The 14905-nt window shown below is 68.6% G+C and carries 13 protein-coding genes; 5 read left to right on the top strand and 8 right to left on the bottom strand.

What is annotated here, in order from left to right:
• Nucleotides 1–73 precede the first annotated feature (73 nt).
• The 3 genes from ACWCP2_RS10175 to ACWCP2_RS10165 form a co-directional block, all read right to left on the bottom strand.
• A complete protein-coding gene (locus ACWCP2_RS10175; RefSeq protein ID WP_450908123.1) occupies nucleotides 74–898 on the bottom strand; it encodes a recombinase family protein in 825 nt (274 codons plus the stop codon).
• 478 nt (nucleotides 899–1376) lie between these two features.
• Complete coding sequence (locus tag ACWCP2_RS10170; protein WP_450908122.1) at nucleotides 1377–2045, bottom strand: sigma-70 family RNA polymerase sigma factor; 669 nt, start codon at nucleotides 2043–2045, stop codon at nucleotides 1377–1379.
• Nucleotides 2046–2191: 146 nt separating this feature from the next.
• The gene (locus ACWCP2_RS10165) at nucleotides 2192–2572 is read right to left on the bottom strand and encodes a hypothetical protein (RefSeq protein ID WP_450908121.1); all 381 of its coding nucleotides are present in this window, start codon (nucleotides 2570–2572) and stop codon (nucleotides 2192–2194) included.
• Nucleotides 2573–3171: 599 nt separating this feature from the next.
• Between ACWCP2_RS10165 and ACWCP2_RS10160 the strand changes: the two genes are divergently transcribed.
• Genes ACWCP2_RS10160 through ACWCP2_RS10150 form a run of 3 tightly spaced genes read left to right on the top strand, consistent with a single transcriptional unit; the run spans nucleotide 3172 to nucleotide 6623 of the window.
• Nucleotides 3172–4116 carry a phosphate ABC transporter substrate-binding protein gene (locus ACWCP2_RS10160; RefSeq protein ID WP_450908120.1) on the top strand — a complete coding sequence of 315 codons (945 nt, stop codon included), beginning with the start codon at nucleotides 3172–3174 and terminating at the stop codon, nucleotides 4114–4116.
• A 3-nt stretch (nucleotides 4117–4119) separates the two neighbouring features.
• Nucleotides 4120–5943, top strand: coding sequence for a phosphate ABC transporter permease subunit PstC (pstC, locus tag ACWCP2_RS10155; protein WP_450908119.1), 1824 nt, complete (start codon nucleotides 4120–4122; stop codon nucleotides 5941–5943).
• Complete coding sequence (locus ACWCP2_RS10150) at nucleotides 5931–6623, top strand: ATP-binding cassette domain-containing protein (protein ID WP_450908118.1); 693 nt, start codon at nucleotides 5931–5933, stop codon at nucleotides 6621–6623. Before pstC ends, ACWCP2_RS10150 begins: the two co-directional genes overlap by 13 nt.
• 95 nt (nucleotides 6624–6718) lie before the next feature.
• Here the strand turns inward: ACWCP2_RS10150 and ACWCP2_RS10145 are convergent, their stop codons facing one another.
• The 4 genes from ACWCP2_RS10145 to ACWCP2_RS10130 form a co-directional block, all read right to left on the bottom strand.
• Complete coding sequence (locus ACWCP2_RS10145; RefSeq protein WP_450908117.1) at nucleotides 6719–7030, bottom strand: ArsR/SmtB family transcription factor; 312 nt, start codon at nucleotides 7028–7030, stop codon at nucleotides 6719–6721.
• A 73-nt stretch (nucleotides 7031–7103) separates the two neighbouring features.
• Nucleotides 7104–8768 carry a copper resistance CopC/CopD family protein gene (locus ACWCP2_RS10140; RefSeq protein ID WP_450908116.1) on the bottom strand — a complete coding sequence of 555 codons (1665 nt, stop codon included), beginning with the start codon at nucleotides 8766–8768 and terminating at the stop codon, nucleotides 7104–7106.
• Between the two features lie 63 nt (nucleotides 8769–8831).
• A complete protein-coding gene (locus ACWCP2_RS10135; RefSeq protein WP_450908115.1) occupies nucleotides 8832–9575 on the bottom strand; it encodes a YcnI family copper-binding membrane protein in 744 nt (247 codons plus the stop codon).
• 120 nt (nucleotides 9576–9695) lie between these two features.
• Entirely contained in the window at nucleotides 9696–10364 is a 669-nt protein-coding gene (locus tag ACWCP2_RS10130) for a hypothetical protein (RefSeq protein ID WP_450908114.1), read from the bottom strand.
• A 400-nt stretch (nucleotides 10365–10764) separates the two neighbouring features.
• On the opposite strand from ACWCP2_RS10130, the gene ACWCP2_RS10125 reads away from it, so the two are divergent.
• Nucleotides 10765–13098 carry a molybdopterin-containing oxidoreductase family protein gene (locus tag ACWCP2_RS10125; RefSeq protein ID WP_450908192.1) on the top strand — a complete coding sequence of 778 codons (2334 nt, stop codon included), beginning with the start codon at nucleotides 10765–10767 and terminating at the stop codon, nucleotides 13096–13098.
• Nucleotides 13099–13277: 179 nt separating this feature from the next.
• Nucleotides 13278–13643 carry an ArsR/SmtB family transcription factor gene (locus ACWCP2_RS10120; protein ID WP_450908113.1) on the top strand — a complete coding sequence of 122 codons (366 nt, stop codon included), beginning with the start codon at nucleotides 13278–13280 and terminating at the stop codon, nucleotides 13641–13643.
• 24 nt (nucleotides 13644–13667) lie between these two features.
• On the opposite strand, the gene ACWCP2_RS10115 is transcribed toward ACWCP2_RS10120, so the two are convergent.
• A complete protein-coding gene (locus tag ACWCP2_RS10115) occupies nucleotides 13668–14747 on the bottom strand; it encodes a LuxR C-terminal-related transcriptional regulator (RefSeq protein ID WP_450908112.1) in 1080 nt (359 codons plus the stop codon).
• Nucleotides 14748–14905 lie beyond the last annotated feature (158 nt).

Here is a 14905-nt window from a genome sequence, read left to right as displayed (position 1 = left end):
TCCAAGCAGCGGTGTCCGCGGCGCTGATCGTGGCAGGACGAACCGGGTACCCGGCAGATTCAAGCGCGAGTGATCATCTCACCTTCGCGCATCCCGCGACGGGCATCACGTCACAGCGCTCGCTGAAGGAACAGAAGGCCGGGCGATGCCCGTCGCACTGGAGCAGTCGAACGGTTGTCCCCACCTCGTGCCAGATGTGCTCTGCAGGCGGTGCAGGCCGCTCTAGGATCCGGCTGAGCGCTCCAGAACTCCATGGAGCACCACTGCGCGAGGAACGACCTTCGTCGTCCAGGATCTGGCAGATGGCCCTCAACGTCATGCCAGCAGCTCGCAACTCAAGAGCACGGTGGAGCGTTTGCTGCTCTCTGCTCTCCGGCGCCAGCCGGCCTCCCACCGCAGCCCAGCCGAAGGGTGGTGCCCCGTACGCATAGCCACCCTCATCGTGCTTTCTCCGCCGGGCTCTCTGCAGCTTCTGGAGTTGGTCGCCGGAAAGTTTCGGTGGTGCCTCGACGGCCGCGAGTGCATCCAGCTGCCGCCCCCTCATGCGGTCGATTGTCTTGCCGGTATCAGCAGCAATGACCCTGGGCATTCCCCAGGTTGGGATGCGGCCGTCAAGGCTGTAGCTGAACCCACGCGACAGCCACGTGGGCCAGAGAGGTGGCGGTTCGACATGATCCGCGAGCGTATCGGTGTAGAGGACGACAGCCTGGATGGCACCCGTAGCGAAGTCGCGGAAGACTGGCCATTCGGAATTCCTGAGGTCATGAATGGCCTGAACCACATGTCCGTGTGCCCGCGCCCAACGACGGATGACACGGGCTTGAACCTCTTCATCAGCAGGCTCGCCGAGGTGGGCCTCGACCCGAGTGCCCGTGACCGTCAAACCGATGAAACGCATGTCGACTCCCCACGATCAGCTTGTGACGCTGCGGAGGGAGGAGGCTGTGTGGCTCCTCCCTCCGAAGTTGGCCCCTACCGGTATTGGATCCACCAGAGAGCTCCGGCGAACAGTGACCCACCGGCCGCCGTGAACACTCCTCGGACCAGGCCGTGGGCCGCCGTCCGAGCTACGGAGCGGCAGAGAGCGAGCTTGCGGAGCGAGTGCCGTGACGGAATCGGCGGGTTGTGCGTACGGTTGGACATGACGGGCCTCCTAAGGCGACGTCGGTAGCCCCTGCGCATGCTTCTTTGACGGGACGCGGCGCGGGGGCTGCGGTCATCAACCATGCTGCACTCGGGTGTGGGTGCGACTGGCCTCTCCCGATAACTGCAGCAGACGATCTTGCCTGCCGAAGGAGACCCCGACGCCCCACTCCGCCCGAGTGTGCGGGGCCATGGCCTGCTTGGGCCCCGCGCAGGTCTCGATGATCCTCGTGTCAGTTGAGGCAGCAGCTCGGTGAGGCGCCTGCGTGTTCGGGGAGGCGCTTCACCGAGGGTCCTTCTTCTGAGCCGGCCAGCAGGGCGATGAGCGTGACGCGGGCTCGTGAGACGCGGGAGCGCACCGTGCCGACCGGACAGCCGATGGCTTCGGCGGCTTCGGCGTAGGGGAGGCCGACGAGCTGGGTGAGTACGAACGCGTCGCGGCGCTCGTCCGGGATCGTCGAGAGGAGCTCGGCGAGGGCCACGCCCTCTTCGAAGCCGGGGATATCCCTCGGTTGGGTGTGTTCGGCGGCGGTCTGCCAGTCGTCGAGATCCGCCAGGCGGGGCCGGGCGGCGGCATGGCGCAGGCTGTCGACCACCGTCCGGCGCGCTATGGACAGGAGCCAGGTGCGTGCAGAGGAGCGGCCCTCGAAGCGGGGCAGAGCTGTGAGCGCGCGCATGAAGACCTCCTGGGTCAGGTCGTCGGCGGCCTGGCGGTCGGCGCTGAGGTAAGCCACGTACCTCCAGACGTCGCGGTGCATGGCCCGTACGAAATGGTCCGTCATTTCGGGGTCGCCGCCACGGGCCGCAAGCGCGAGCAGCGTGGTCGCCGCGTCGGAGGTGGAGGGATTCCGGGAGCGGGGAGCTCTCACGGGGCGGTCGGCGAGGTTGAGTGCAGCAGTCATCGCGGTAAGTCCTCACGAGGCAGAGGGGGTCTGGCGGGCGCGCAGAAGCGGCGCCGGCGCGGATCAGTCGCTACGGCCTGCCGAAGGGCATGGCTGGGGCCCGAGTGGCGGCGGTGGGCCGACGTGCTCGGGGGAGCCGTGCTGGATCAGACGGCGGCGAGTGCCTGTGGGGGACCGCGGGAGACGATCGAGTGGGTGACACGGAGCTGTCGGGGGGCGCGTTCATCGCGTCGGCGGACGGCGCGGATGCGGGTGCGGTCCTGCGGTGTGGGGAGAGCGGCCGAGAGCAGTCGGCGAGGCCGGAAGATCACAGCGGGCAGAGCCCGCAGGATGCGGAAGATCGCGCGTTCTCCGTACGCGAGCCAGAGTCCGCTGAGCAGGGCGGCGAGCAGGTGGGCGGCCAGCATGCCCAGGGACGGAGACATCTCCGCCGCGGTGTGGGTGACGGGTGCCGCGTCGAGGGAGGACGCGATGTGGTCCATCGACGAGTGGGCGGTGGACGAGTGCCCCGCCGTCGTGGAGCTCATCGCTTCATGAGCCATGTGGGTCGCCGGTGCATGGGGCGCTGCGGGCAGCGGGGTGCCGGTCGGCGCGGCCCATGAGAACAACGTGTGCAGGGCTCCCTGGGCGGTCACGGCCGCAGCTGTGACGGAGAGCAGGTCCCGCTCTCGGCTCGCCAGGGCCCAAGACGTCGTCAGCATCACGGTAAACCCGGCGAGCAGGACCGGTACGGCCACGTGTTGACCTGACATCAGGATGTGGCCGGTGGCTGCGAGCGTGACGCAGACGGCCGCGAACATCGATGCCCGTACTGCTCGGGCACGCCGGAGTGGCGCCGTAGAGCCTGCTGCGTGCCTTCGGAGGGCAGAACGGTGCGCGGGCACGACCGTCGTGCGGCCAGCCCGGACAGCCGACGGCCGGCGGGACTGGCGTCCCGAACGACCGCGTGCCTGGAGGCGTTTCAACTTGGCGAACACCAAGGACCGATCAAGGAAACGGAAGATGTCTGGAAAGTAGGGGAATTGTGAACACCGCCTGAACGATGGGTGGTCGGTGAAGGGTTTCCAGCCGCCTTGCTGCCTGCTTAGACTCCGTTCAAATCAGAGCCTACTGGGGAGGATCCCGCATGTCCCGCACTGCTGAATCATCGTTGCAGTCACAGGACTTGGTGCCGGACGAGGTACGGACCACGGGATTGGCCACCCGCGGGCGTCGCATCGCCTACGTGGCCTCCAGCGTGGCTCTGCTCGCTTCCCTTGCCACGGCCTGCGCCGATGGCAACGGCGGTGGCGGGAAGGCCCTGCAGGCGAGCGGCTCCACCACCGTGGCCCCGGTCGCGGCGGACGCCGCGGAGGCGCTCAAGGCGGAGGGGCTGAACATCACCGTCGCCACGCAGGGTGGTTCTGCCGGTGGCATCTCCCAGCTTGCTGCAGCCCAGATCGACATCGCGCTGAGCTCGAAGCCGATAGCCGACAAGGACCGCTCCGACAACCCGAAGACCGACTTCGTCTCGACGCAGATCGGCTCGGACGCCGTCGGTGTGATCATCAGCAAGCAGGTGGCCGATGCCGGGGTGAAGAACCTGACCGTCGACCAGGTCAAGGGCCTGTTCGAAGGGAAGATCACCAACTGGAACCAGATCGGCGGGCCGAACCTCGAGGTCTTCATCTACGACAAGGAGCCGGGCCGAGGTACGCGGGAGGTGCTCGACAAGTACCTCTACCACGGTGAGAAGGCCCCGCCGGCGCCGAACTCCGACCACTTCGCCATCGTGGGCGGCAACCTGGAGACCCGGAACAAGCTCGAATCGACGCCGGGGGCAGTCGGACCGCTGTCGACCGGATTCATCGAGGGGAGCGACAAGCTCGTCGCCGTGTCGCTGGACGGCATAGCTCCCACCATGGAGAACGTGGCCTCCAGCAAGTACCCCATGAGCAGGCCGCTGTTCCTCGTCACGAACGGCCAGCCCAAGGACACCGCGAAGAAGTTCATCGACTACCTGCTGACCGACAAGGGCCAGGAGCTCCTTCCGAAGCACGGCTACCTGACGCTCAAGCAGATCGGGAAGTAGTCCATGTCCGTCGAGACACTGGAGCGGCCACCGGCCGCCCCGGAACCGAAGCCGGAGGCGCAGCCGCGTCCGCACCGGTCCCGGTGGGTCTGGGCCTGGGTGTACACCGGCGCCGCCTCCGTGGCCGGCGTTCTGCTCGTGCTGATCGGGTACCTCGGCCTGGGCGTCGTCAGCGCCGAGGTCGACTGGCTGGACCTCCTGACGGAATCGACCTGGAACCCCGTCGACTCCGTCTTCGGCGGGCTGGCCATGATCTACGGGTCGGCCGTCGTCTGTCTGATCGCCCTGGCGCTCGCCGTGCCAGTCGGCTGGGCGGCAGCGATCGCGCTCTCGGAGTACCTGCCGCCCCGTCTGGCGCGGCCACTCCGCATGAGCGTGGAGCTGCTCGCCGCCATTCCCTCCATCGTCTACGGGCTCATCGGCATCCTCGTCGTGCGTCCGGTCATCGCCTCGATGGCCGATGTGCCGGGTGGGGACAGCCTGCTGGCCGCCGGGATCGTGCTCGCCGTGATGATCACTCCGACCATCGTGGCCGTGAGCGTGGACGCCCTCGCGGCTGTCCCGGACCGCTACCGCGAGGCGGCGTACTCGCTCGGGCTCACGCGCCGGGAGGTGGTCCGCTCCGCGGTCCTGCCGCTCGCGCGATCCGGGATGCGGGCGGGAGTCCTGCTCGGGCTCGCCCGAGCACTCGGTGAGGCCATCGCCGTGTTCCTGGTGGTGGGACGTGCGGACGGGCGCCTGCCCTCCTCGTTCAGCGGGGTGTTCGAGTCGCTGGTCCATCCCGGCCAGACCCTGACCGCGAAGCTTGCCGGCCCGGAGCCGGTCCTCGCCGGAACCTCCGGTCCGTACTTCGCCGCGATCTGCGGCCTCGGCCTGGTGCTGCTTGCTCTGGTGGCCGCAGCGACGGTCTGGGGCTCGCGCGGTGCGGGACGGTCCGAAACCGGAGCGCGACGGACAAGGCACAAGCAGGCTGCCCAGATGCGCGGGGAGGTCGACCGGGTGGTCGGCGCCTTGAGGCTCGGAGCCCTGCTCCTCCCCGGCGTGCTGCTGCTGGGCATGCTCGGCATCCTGGCGACGAAGGGGAGCATCGCGTTCAACCCGTCGTTCTGGTTCTCCTCCGCGCTGGGGGCGGCCGGTGGAGGCGTGAGCGGGCAGATCGTCGGCACGCTCCTTCTGGTGATCACGGCCGGTCTGATTTCCCTGCCGCTGGGCTTCGGCGCCGGGATCCTGCTCGGCGTACACGCCTCCGCCCGTACGGCGCGCGTGCTCCAGACGCTGACCGTCGTCGTGGGAGGTACGCCGACCATCCTGCTGGGTCTGGCAGGGTTCGTGATTCTCTGCAGCGCCATGGGGTGGGGGAGGTCGTGGCTTGCCGGAGCCATCGTCCTCGTTCCCGTCGTCGTGCCCGTGGTCGCGCTGACCACCGCCGGGCGCGTCAGGAGCATGCCGCCGGAGCTGACAGAGAGCGCCCTCTCGATCGGGCTCACCCGCGCTCAGTACATCCGGTCGGTCGTCGTGCCCTACACCTGGCCCGCGACCACCACCGGTCTGCTGCTCGGTCTGGCTCGCGCGGCGGGGGAGACGGCGCCGCTGCTGTTCACCGCCACCGTGTTCTTTGGCGCCCCGGCGCTGCCCAACGGCATCGTCGCCTCTCCGGTGGCGTCCCTGCCCACCCACATCTTCACCCTGTCCCAGGACTCGGGCGATCCCCAGGCGGTTGCGCAAGCGTGGGGAAGCGCTATGGTCCTGGTGCTCATCACCGCGGTACTTCTGGGCGTGGCCGTCGCGCTGCGCAACCGCTTTGAAGGAGAGCGATGGACCACGTAATCAATGTGCGCCAGCTCCGTGTGCGCGACCGCGACAAGACCCTCGTGGGACCGGTCTCCTTCGGGCTCGAACAGGGGTCGACCACCGGCCTCTGCGGGCCCTCCGGGGCGGGCAAGTCGACGGTGCTGCGCGTACTGGTGGACCTGCTTCCCGCAGGTCTCACGAGGGACGGGGACCTGGAGGTGCTGGGGCGGCCGATCGCCGCCGGCAAGGGCAACGCGGATTTGAGGGCCAAGGTCGTACTGGTGCCGCAGACTCCCGTGGTCTTCGGCGGCAGCATCCTCGACAATGCCCTCTTCGGAATCCGGCACGTCATGCGGGCCTCGAAGGAAGTCATGCTGGAAAGGGCCGAACAGGCCCTGAATGAAGCCGGCCTGTGGAAGGAGGTCTGCGACCGGCTCGACGCTCCGGCGCAAACCCTGTCCGCCGGTCAGCGGCAGCGACTGTGCCTGGCCAGGGCGCTCGCGCTGGAACCGGCCGCTCTCCTCCTCGACGAACCCACGAGTGCCCTGGACGAACGCAGCAGGGACACGGTGGAGGAGTCGGTGGCCGCGCTTCGTGGGAAGCGGACGGTCCTGCTCGTTTCCCACGACCAGGCCCAGGTGGAGCGCCTCTGCGACCGGAAGGTGATGCTGGAGCCACCGGTCCCCGTGCCTCAGCAGGTCGCCATGGCGACCTGAGCGTCGCGCTGAAGCAAGAGATCGGACCGGATGGGCAGTCGGCGTGCTTGATGTCGACTGCCCATCGCGGCTTCCGACCCGGGCGGGACCGCTCTTCAGCAGGCACGCTTGCGGCCGCTGTCCGCGGTTTCCTGTGCGGTGGTCGCGAGTCGGGCCAGTTCGGCGGCGAGGGCCGCCAGCCCGCTGGGCTTCAGGCGGTAGTACGTCCATCGGCCACAGGGTTCGGTCTCGACGAGACCTGCCTCCCGCAGGACCTTCAGGTGGTTCGACAGGTTCGTCTGCCGGGCTCCCGTCTCCTCGACGAGGTGGCTCGTGCAGAGGGCCTCGCGAGCCAGAAGGGTCACGATCTCAAGCCGCAGGGGCTCGGCCAGCACGCGTAAGACGTCACCGTCAACTGATGTCAGCATGTGCTGACGATCTCATGGGCGTGGTCGGTGCATCCACTGCCTCCTCCTGATTCCCGAGCGGCCGGGTCCTCGGTCACCGCAGCCTGACCGTACGGCGCACCGTGATCTGGTCGATGTCGGAGGTCCGCACGGTCAGAGCCAGCTCCCAGTCGCCGGGCATCGGCACCTGGAAGTCGGAGGCGCTCCAATGGCCTTCCGACACGAGACGCAGGGGCACGGGCAGCGGGCCGATCTTGGTGGAGGGTGAGGTCAGGGACGCCTCCACCGAGGGCGCATCCACGGGTTCGCCGTTCCGATCTGTCAGCGTGACGTGGACGCCGTTGGGTCCGGCGAGTCCGGGATCGACGATAACGTCAGCGGTTCCCGCGCCCTTGGGCCCTCCCGTATCGAAGGCGACCTCGACGGCAACGGGGCCTTGCGCACGGCCGCCGCCCGCAGCTGCAGCCGATGCCTCCGAGCGGGCGGGCTCCGTGGAGGTCAGAGCGGCGGTCACCACGATCACACACAGGCCGAGCGCCGCCTCGACCGCCACCCCGCGACGGAGCCGCCGCAAGGACGGAACGGGGCTCTCGGGAGTCGCCCGCGCGAGTCGCCTCGTCCAGCGGCGCGAGAGGTACCCGAGGCACAGCAGGAGCCCGACTCCGGCAGCCTTGGCCAGGAGCAGCAGGCCGAACCGGGTCTCCACCAGGCCAGACGGGGAGCCCACCTGCCGCCAGGCCTGGTAGAGCCCCGTGACGACGAGGGTGCAGACGCTGACGAAGGCCGCCTGCGAGAACCGCGCCAATGCGTCGAACGAAACCTCCTGCCGGCGCAGCAGGAGCAGTGCCAGAACGAACAGCCCGCCGACCCACGTACCAGCGGCCAGCAGATGCGCCGCATCGACCGGCATGGCCACGAGGGGCTGCAGGCCCGCCGAGGCGTGTTCCGCCCCGGCCCAGGTCCCCGCGAGGCCGGCGGCCGTCAGGGCGGCCCAGCCGAGCAGCACTCCGGACGACCGGGCGGGCGGCCACGACGCACCCCGACGTGCCCACAGGACTGCGCATCCGGCCAGCAGAGCCAGGCGCACACCGAGCAGGGCGCCCGTCTTCGTACGGAGTGCATTGCCCAGCTGCACGATGTCGGCGACCTCCGCCAACCGGCCGCTGCCCGTATAGGCGCTGCGGAGCACGAGGAGCGCGAGGGTGGAGAGGACTGTCATCCCCCAGCCGGCCATCACCGCACCGCGCAGCAGGCGGCTTTCCCGCCCCTCCGGCCAGCACCATAGGAGAAGGCATGCAGCACCTACGAGCAGGATCACGCCGATGTACGCGCCGAGTCTGCCCGCCGCGTAGGCCCGACCGACGAACCCGGCGTCGGGATCACGCGTGCCGACCCCCGGGGACACCGCCGTCGTGGACGGCGCCCCCACGGAGAAGGTGAAGGCGCCCGCGATGGGGTGACTGTCCGCGGACACCCCCTGATAGGCCACGGTGTAAGTCCCGCGCGGCAGCTCACCACGCAGCGCCACGCTGTACGTGTTGCCGCCCTCCGCTACAGGGTGGACGTCGTCAACCCGCCGCCCCGCCGGGTCTAGGACCCGGACGGCATCAGGGGTCACGGCGATCTCTTCGGTGAAGACGAGAGTCACCCGGGAGGGCGGCTCGGCGGTCACCGCTCCCCGGGCCGGCGTACTGCTCGTAAGAACGGCGTGCGCGTCCGCCTGCGATGCGCCCCCGACCACCAGGCACAAGCCCGCCATCAGGGCAACGATCCAGGAACAGACCCGAGAAGTGGTGACCGTCATCGAACGAACCTCGCCCGATCAGGCGTTGCCGCGCCGACGCCCGACGAGGACGGCCGCGATGAGCCCCGCCGCGCCGACGGCAATCCCCACTCCGCCGAGCCACCGCGCCGTGCGGTCGTCAGCCTTCGCGGACGCCGTGGTGGCCTTGTCGTCGTGCCCTCCGCTCTTGGTGGGCTCGGCTGAGGGCGCGTTCGAAGCCGCAGCCACACCGTGGTGGTCGTCGGCCGCGGCGGACAGCTTCAGCACGGGAGCCGGGTGCTCCGGCTCCTCCTGTCCCGCGACCGGAGGGTCGATCCAGCGCACGACCTCCGAGCTGCTGTAGGTCTGAAGGGCCTTGAGGACGATCTGATCCGTGTCTTCCGGCAACTGCCCTAGGGACAGCGGGAACTTCTGGAAGTAGCCGGGCTCGATGCCCTTGCCGTTGGCGGTCCAGGTCACCTTGCTGACGGCCTCGGTGATGCTCTTGCCGTGGACGGTCAGCGGCTTGTCCAGCTTGGCCTTGGTGATCACGATGTCCCAGCCCGCCACGGGCTGGGGCATGACCGAAGCCAGGGGGTGCTCGGTGGGGAACGACACCTCGACCGAGACCGTCGAGGCGTCGGCCCGCTCGTTGGGGACCTTGACGTTCACGGTGGCGTAGCCGCCCTTGGCGGCGGTGCCCTCCGCTTGTACGGAGACATGGGCGAGGGCGGGGGTCGTCAGCGCTATGAGACCGGCCGCTGCCGTCGCGGCGACGATGCCAAGTCGGGAGAAGGTACGCATGGGAATGACTCCAGGGGAACAGGTCCCCGCGCCGGACGACGAACGGCCGGTGCATGAGGGGGACAAGACACGGGTGGCGTGCGAGTTCCGTTACTCGGTGGACGCGCCTACGAGGCAGCGTCAGACGAGTACGGCCACCCCCTGGGGCGGGCCGCGCCGGGTCACCTCGTGCAGCAGGAGCGGCACTGATCCTGCCGCTGCCGGTTCACGCCAGCACGAAGCACACCAGAGTGCTGTCGCCGCATCGGGCAGGCAGCACTGCCGGGTCCCGAGGCGGATCTGGAGCGCGTGCAGCAGGGTGAAGATGGTCCGGGCAGCGTGCAGGTGGGCCAGTTCGAGGATCCGCCCCGCCGCGGTGTCCCCTCGGTGCAGCACCCACGCGATGCCCGCCGATGCCGCGATGTGGCCACAGACCATGGGAATCGTCGGTGCGAACGCGACCCAGGCGGGCGTGGCCGTCATGCCCATGTGTGCGGTGCCGGGCATGGACATGGGCATGGAATGGGGCAACGAGCTCGCAGCGCCAGTGCCCGAGAAGAACAGGTGAAGCCCGATCTGGAGGATCGACAGCGTCCCCGCGCTCACGGGCACCGACAGCCGTTGCCGCGCGAGGGGCGCGAAGAGGACCGACGCCGCTGCGGCCCCGGCGGCCAGAGTGCCGGCCGAGGGCGTCATGCCGGTCGCCAGGCTGTGGCCGAACGCCGACAGAAGTACGGCAACCCAGGCGAACACGAAGGCGCGGATCAACCACGATCCACGGAAGAGTCGCGGGTTTGCGGAGGAGTCCATCTTCACCCCCTCTCGGGTGTGCGGGAGAGTACCGACCGGCTCTTGTCGACCGTCGGACAAGGACCCACGAACTGGGCAATCACCGTGCTGAAGAGGCCAGTCGACGGGTGTTTGGTCGACGGCGGCCTCACTGTAGCGCCTTGATTCGATGAATATCTAGACACGGAGTGTCGCTCCCCCTAGGCTCACCGCGCCTGATCCATCACAGGGGGAGTCGGACGTGCCAGACAGCAACAAGCCGGTTTCTAGGCGGAACGTGGTCCAGGGCGCTGTGCTCACCAGCGCGGCCCTGGCAGTGAACATCACGTCGGTCGCAGCGGCCGACGGTTCCGCCGTGAGTACCGTCCGGAACACCGTCGGCGAAGGTCGTCTGTTGAACTACACCGAGGGCTCGGCGGCGATGCAGCCTGACCGAACCGTCACCAGCGCCTGCCAGTTCTGCAACTCGAACTGCGCGCTCTCCGTGGGCGTGAAGGCCGAGCGCATCATCAGCGTCAAGGGCGCTGCCGGCGACCCGGTTCAGCAGGGAAACATCTGCGTCAAGGCGCCGATGATGGCCGAGCTGGTCCACAACCCGCTGCGGCTCAAGAAGCCGCTGATCCGTACGGGTGGCCGCAAGGGGTCCAAGGACTCCGCGTTCCGCGAGGCCTCCTGGGAGGAGGCCCTCGATGTGATCGCCCGGCGACTCCTCGCCCTGCGGGACAAGGGTGAGGCCGCGGCCATTGCCAACCGCACCAACGGGCGTCTCCCGCGCGGCACCGGCTCGCTGGTCGGCCGGCTCTTCGCCCTGCTCGGCAGCCCGAACAACACGGACGTCGGGCCCGTGTGCAACGACGCCGGCGGCAACGCGCTCAAGGCCACCTTCGGCATGGGCAACTTCACCAACGGGTACGGCACGGACGGCGCCACCGGCAAGGACGACCTCGGGTCGGCCGGCTACTTCCTCTTCCTCGGGACCAATCAGGCGGAAACCCACCCCGTCACCTTCGACTACCTGCTGCGCGGCCGAGCGCGTACGAAGGCCAAGCTCGTCGTGGTCGACCCCCGGGAGACCCCGACCGGAGCCCTTGCCGACGAGTGGATCGCTCCCAAGCCGCACACCGACCTCGCCCTCGTCCTGGGGATGCTCCACCACATCCTCGACAAGAGGCTGTACGACCGGGAGTTCGTCGAGCGCTGGGTGCTCGGCTTCCCGGAGCTCAAGGCCCATATGGCGAACTCGGGTTACACGCCCGACTGGGCTTCCGCGGTCACCGGGGTGCCGGCCGAGACCATCCGCCGCATCGCGCGCGACTACGCCGGCGCCGAGTCCGCGGCCATCTTCTGCAACGCCGGCATCTCGCACCAGCTCGGGGCCTTCGACACCTACCGCGTCCTGACCTTCCTCGCTGCCGTCACGGGCAACATCGGCAAGCTCGGCGCCGGGTGCAACTTCATGCACAACACCTGGCCCGGCGACCTGCACCTGCCAGAACTCTCTGTGCGCACACCCAAGGTGACGCACGCACTGCCGGTCGGCCCTGACTACTTCGCCGAGTCGATCCTCACCGGCAAGCCGTACCGCTTGAAGGCGATCATCACCCAGGGCAACCCCCTGATCTCCTCGGCCAACACGGAGCGGGTCAAGGAGGCTTTCAGCAAGCTTGAGTTCTACGTCTACACGGGCCTGTTCATGGAGGAAGCCGCGTACTACGCGGACGTGATCCTTCCCGTCAGCTCGGCCCTGGAGTACGACGGCGTCTACATGCGGCGTGACGACCGGGCCATCCGCTGGCAGGAGTCAGCCGTGGACCGGTGCGGTGACTCGAAGCCGGACTGGGAGATCTGGATCGACCTCGCCCACGCCCTGGCGCGTCGCGACCGCCGCAACGCACCCACCTACTGGACCGATGCCTTCCCCGTGGCGTGGAAGGACTACCCCACGCTGTGGGCGGAGTTCGTCAAGCACACCCCCGGCATGGGTGGAATGACCAGGCAGCGGATGCAGAAGCGCACCGAGCCCCTGCGCTGGCCGTGTCCCACCTTGGAACACCCCGGCGTCAGCGCGCTGTACCAGGACCACCCCTCCTGGTACGAGGCCGCCGAGTCGCTCGGCGCCGCGAAGGGGCGACGGTTCCTGACCCCGAGCGGGAAGATCGAGATCTACACCGGGGAGCTTGACAAGCAGCTCGCCACCGCCGGCCACGCCGCGCTCCCCAGCTTCTACACCCACCCCGAGGTAACGGGCGCACACCCCACGATCGCGTACGAGGACCGCTTCGTGGTCAGCCCGATCAACCCGGGGGCGCTCACCCACCCCGTGAAGCTCGGGGTCAAGGGCGACGGGGCGGTCCACCGCGACTACCCGCTCATGGGCATGAGCGGCCGGCCGAGCGTCGTGCACTTCGCCTCCGTCACGCACTGGACTCCCAGCGGAGCGCAGCTCAACGGCATCCGGCTCCTGCAGATCCACCCGGACACCGCTCGGCGTCTCGGAATCGCGGACCGCGACGAGGTGGTCGTCGAAAGCCCGCGCGGCCGGGTCGCCGCCACAGCTCTGTACTGGCCGGGCATCCGGCAGGACACGGTGTTCCTCCCCAATACCTTCGGCCCGTCCCAGAAGCTGGCCCAGCAGCTGGGCGGGGTCCGCTACGAGGCAGCGAACACCCTCACCGACGACCGCTACTACGACAACCTGTCCGGACAGCAGGCCTACAAGTGCTTCGCCTGCCGGGTCTCGAAGGCCGAGGACTGACCCCATCTGCCCGCTCGGCGAACCTCCTCTGCACCACGTCCCCGCCGGGCGCCCCGCCCCGCTTCCGTGCGACACCCCAGCGCGCGGAAGCGGGGCACCCTTCGCCACCCGCGCAAGAGTGCAAACCGGCCTACCTGGGACTGCTTGCGCAAAGATTTGACAACTGTCAAACTAGCGAGATGTCACAGCTTGAGGTGATCGAGTCGTCCTGCTGCACGCCCGTCATAGCCGCTCCGCTCGACGCCGAGCGTGCCACGGACATGGCCAAGATGTTCAAGGCCCTCGGGGACCCGATCCGGCTGCGGCTTCTGTCGATGATCGCGTCCGCGCCCGGGGACGGTGAGGTCTGCGTCTGCGACCTGACCAGCCCCTTCGAGCTGTCGGCCCCGACGATCTCCTACCACCTCAAGATACTCCGCGAAGCCGGTCTCGTGACCTCGGACCGCCGGGGGACCTGGGTCTATTACAGCCTCCGCCGAGACCGCCTCGGCATGCTCTCCGGCATGCTCGCGGTTCCGGACGCGGCCACCCTGCTGGCCTCCTGAGCCGACCGCAGGTGCGGTCGGACCCTAAACGAGGGCGGCGACCGTCGGAGCCAGGTCGCCTTCCGGCGCACGCCGGGCGGCCTTGGCGTCCTTCCCTCGCTGAGGTCGGTCGTCGTTGCAGGAGCAGGGGCGGTACCAGCCGAGTTCCACGGCCTTGGCCCCGGCCTCGAACCTGCTGCGAGCTCCCAGCCGCTCCATGATCTCGGCAATCATGCGGCGCACGGTACGCAGCCCCAGGCCGAGCTTCTTGCACACCGCTTCGTCCGTCAGTCCCTGCCCCATGAGGCGCAGCAGCTCTCGTTCCACAGGGCTGGGCTCGCTCAGTTCCGACTGGGTCGGAACGTCCAACGGCGTCATGCTCTCGCAGAGCCGCTCGAACAACGCGACCAGGCAGGCGAGATATCCAGCGCCCGTGACCTGAACCGCTCCTGCATCGGGGTCCTCAGGGTCGACCGAGATCAGCGCCGTGGTGCGGTCGTATACGACGAACCAGAGCGGTACGGTCGGAAGGGTTCCCACCTTGCCCCCGCTCTGGGACAGCCACCTGGCGTAGGTGAGGCCGGCCCGGTGGTTGTAGATGCTCTCGCGGTAGATGTTCCACACGGAGACACCGCGCTCCAGCATGTCCTGATCTAGCGGACGCCGTGCTTGCAGTGACTCGGTTCCGTTCATGTCCGAGGGCAGTAGATACACGCACTCGCCGGTCGTTTTCGCGGCGAGGTGTTCCATCCGTGCGTGGATCTCCGTGTGCGACTCCAGGCGTTCCCAGCCTGCGCGAGGACCCGGCCCCTGGGCGTCCTCGAAATCCTCGGAGAGCCGGTCCATGGCCGCCTTGAGTTCTACGAACTCCTGCTGACGGCGCAGGATTTCGGACTGCTCCCGCTGCAGTAGCGTCCGGAGGGTGAGCGGGGGGCGGGCCGGAATCAAGGTGCGGCCCACGGGGCGGAGCAGGGAGAGTTCGAGAAGCCGGTCCACGCTCTGGCGTATCGCGTCCTCGGGGGCGCGAATGCCGCTCAGCAAGGAGTCCATTCGGCAGCCCTGCCGACTCAGTGCGAAGCGGTAGATCTCGTGCGCCAGGTCGTCCAATCCCAGTGACTGCAACATCCGCGCCCCCAGGGTGTGTTGCTGAATCGAAGTTCTTCAAGATAGCACGCAGGGCATTCAGTTCAGGTTCAGATCCAGTCAACTTCGATCATGTGAGGCAGCATGCTGCACGGCAACTAGCTGCCGGACAGGGGAGGTTCCCCGCTCCCGTGATTGCC

Source organism: Streptomyces sp. NPDC002104 (assembly GCF_053593795.1).
This window is presented reverse-complemented; position numbering and strand designations above follow the sequence as displayed.

What these genes read in the sequence shown, in the direction of transcription:
- ACWCP2_RS10175 (WP_450908123.1), bottom strand. Translation starts at nt 898, where the DNA reads ATGCGTTTCATCGGTTTGACGGTCACGGGCACTCGGGTCGAGGCCCAC.
- ACWCP2_RS10170 (WP_450908122.1), bottom strand. Translation starts at nt 2,045, where the DNA reads ATGACTGCTGCACTCAACCTCGCCGACCGCCCCGTGAGAGCTCCCCGC.
- ACWCP2_RS10165 (WP_450908121.1), bottom strand. Translation starts at nt 2,572, where the DNA reads ATGAGCTCCACGACGGCGGGGCACTCGTCCACCGCCCACTCGTCGATG.
- ACWCP2_RS10160 (WP_450908120.1), top strand. Translation starts at nt 3,172, where the DNA reads ATGTCCCGCACTGCTGAATCATCGTTGCAGTCACAGGACTTGGTGCCG.
- pstC (WP_450908119.1), top strand. Translation starts at nt 4,120, where the DNA reads ATGTCCGTCGAGACACTGGAGCGGCCACCGGCCGCCCCGGAACCGAAG.
- ACWCP2_RS10150 (WP_450908118.1), top strand. Translation starts at nt 5,931, where the DNA reads ATGGACCACGTAATCAATGTGCGCCAGCTCCGTGTGCGCGACCGCGAC.
- ACWCP2_RS10145 (WP_450908117.1), bottom strand. Translation starts at nt 7,030, where the DNA reads ATGCTGACATCAGTTGACGGTGACGTCTTACGCGTGCTGGCCGAGCCC.
- ACWCP2_RS10140 (WP_450908116.1), bottom strand. Translation starts at nt 8,768, where the DNA reads ATGGCGGGCTTGTGCCTGGTGGTCGGGGGCGCATCGCAGGCGGACGCG.
- ACWCP2_RS10135 (WP_450908115.1), bottom strand. Translation starts at nt 9,575, where the DNA reads ATGCGTACCTTCTCCCGACTTGGCATCGTCGCCGCGACGGCAGCGGCC.
- ACWCP2_RS10130 (WP_450908114.1), bottom strand. Translation starts at nt 10,364, where the DNA reads ATGGACTCCTCCGCAAACCCGCGACTCTTCCGTGGATCGTGGTTGATC.
- ACWCP2_RS10125 (WP_450908192.1), top strand. Translation starts at nt 10,765, where the DNA reads ATGCAGCCTGACCGAACCGTCACCAGCGCCTGCCAGTTCTGCAACTCG.
- ACWCP2_RS10120 (WP_450908113.1), top strand. Translation starts at nt 13,278, where the DNA reads ATGTCACAGCTTGAGGTGATCGAGTCGTCCTGCTGCACGCCCGTCATA.
- ACWCP2_RS10115 (WP_450908112.1), bottom strand. Translation starts at nt 14,747, where the DNA reads ATGTTGCAGTCACTGGGATTGGACGACCTGGCGCACGAGATCTACCGC.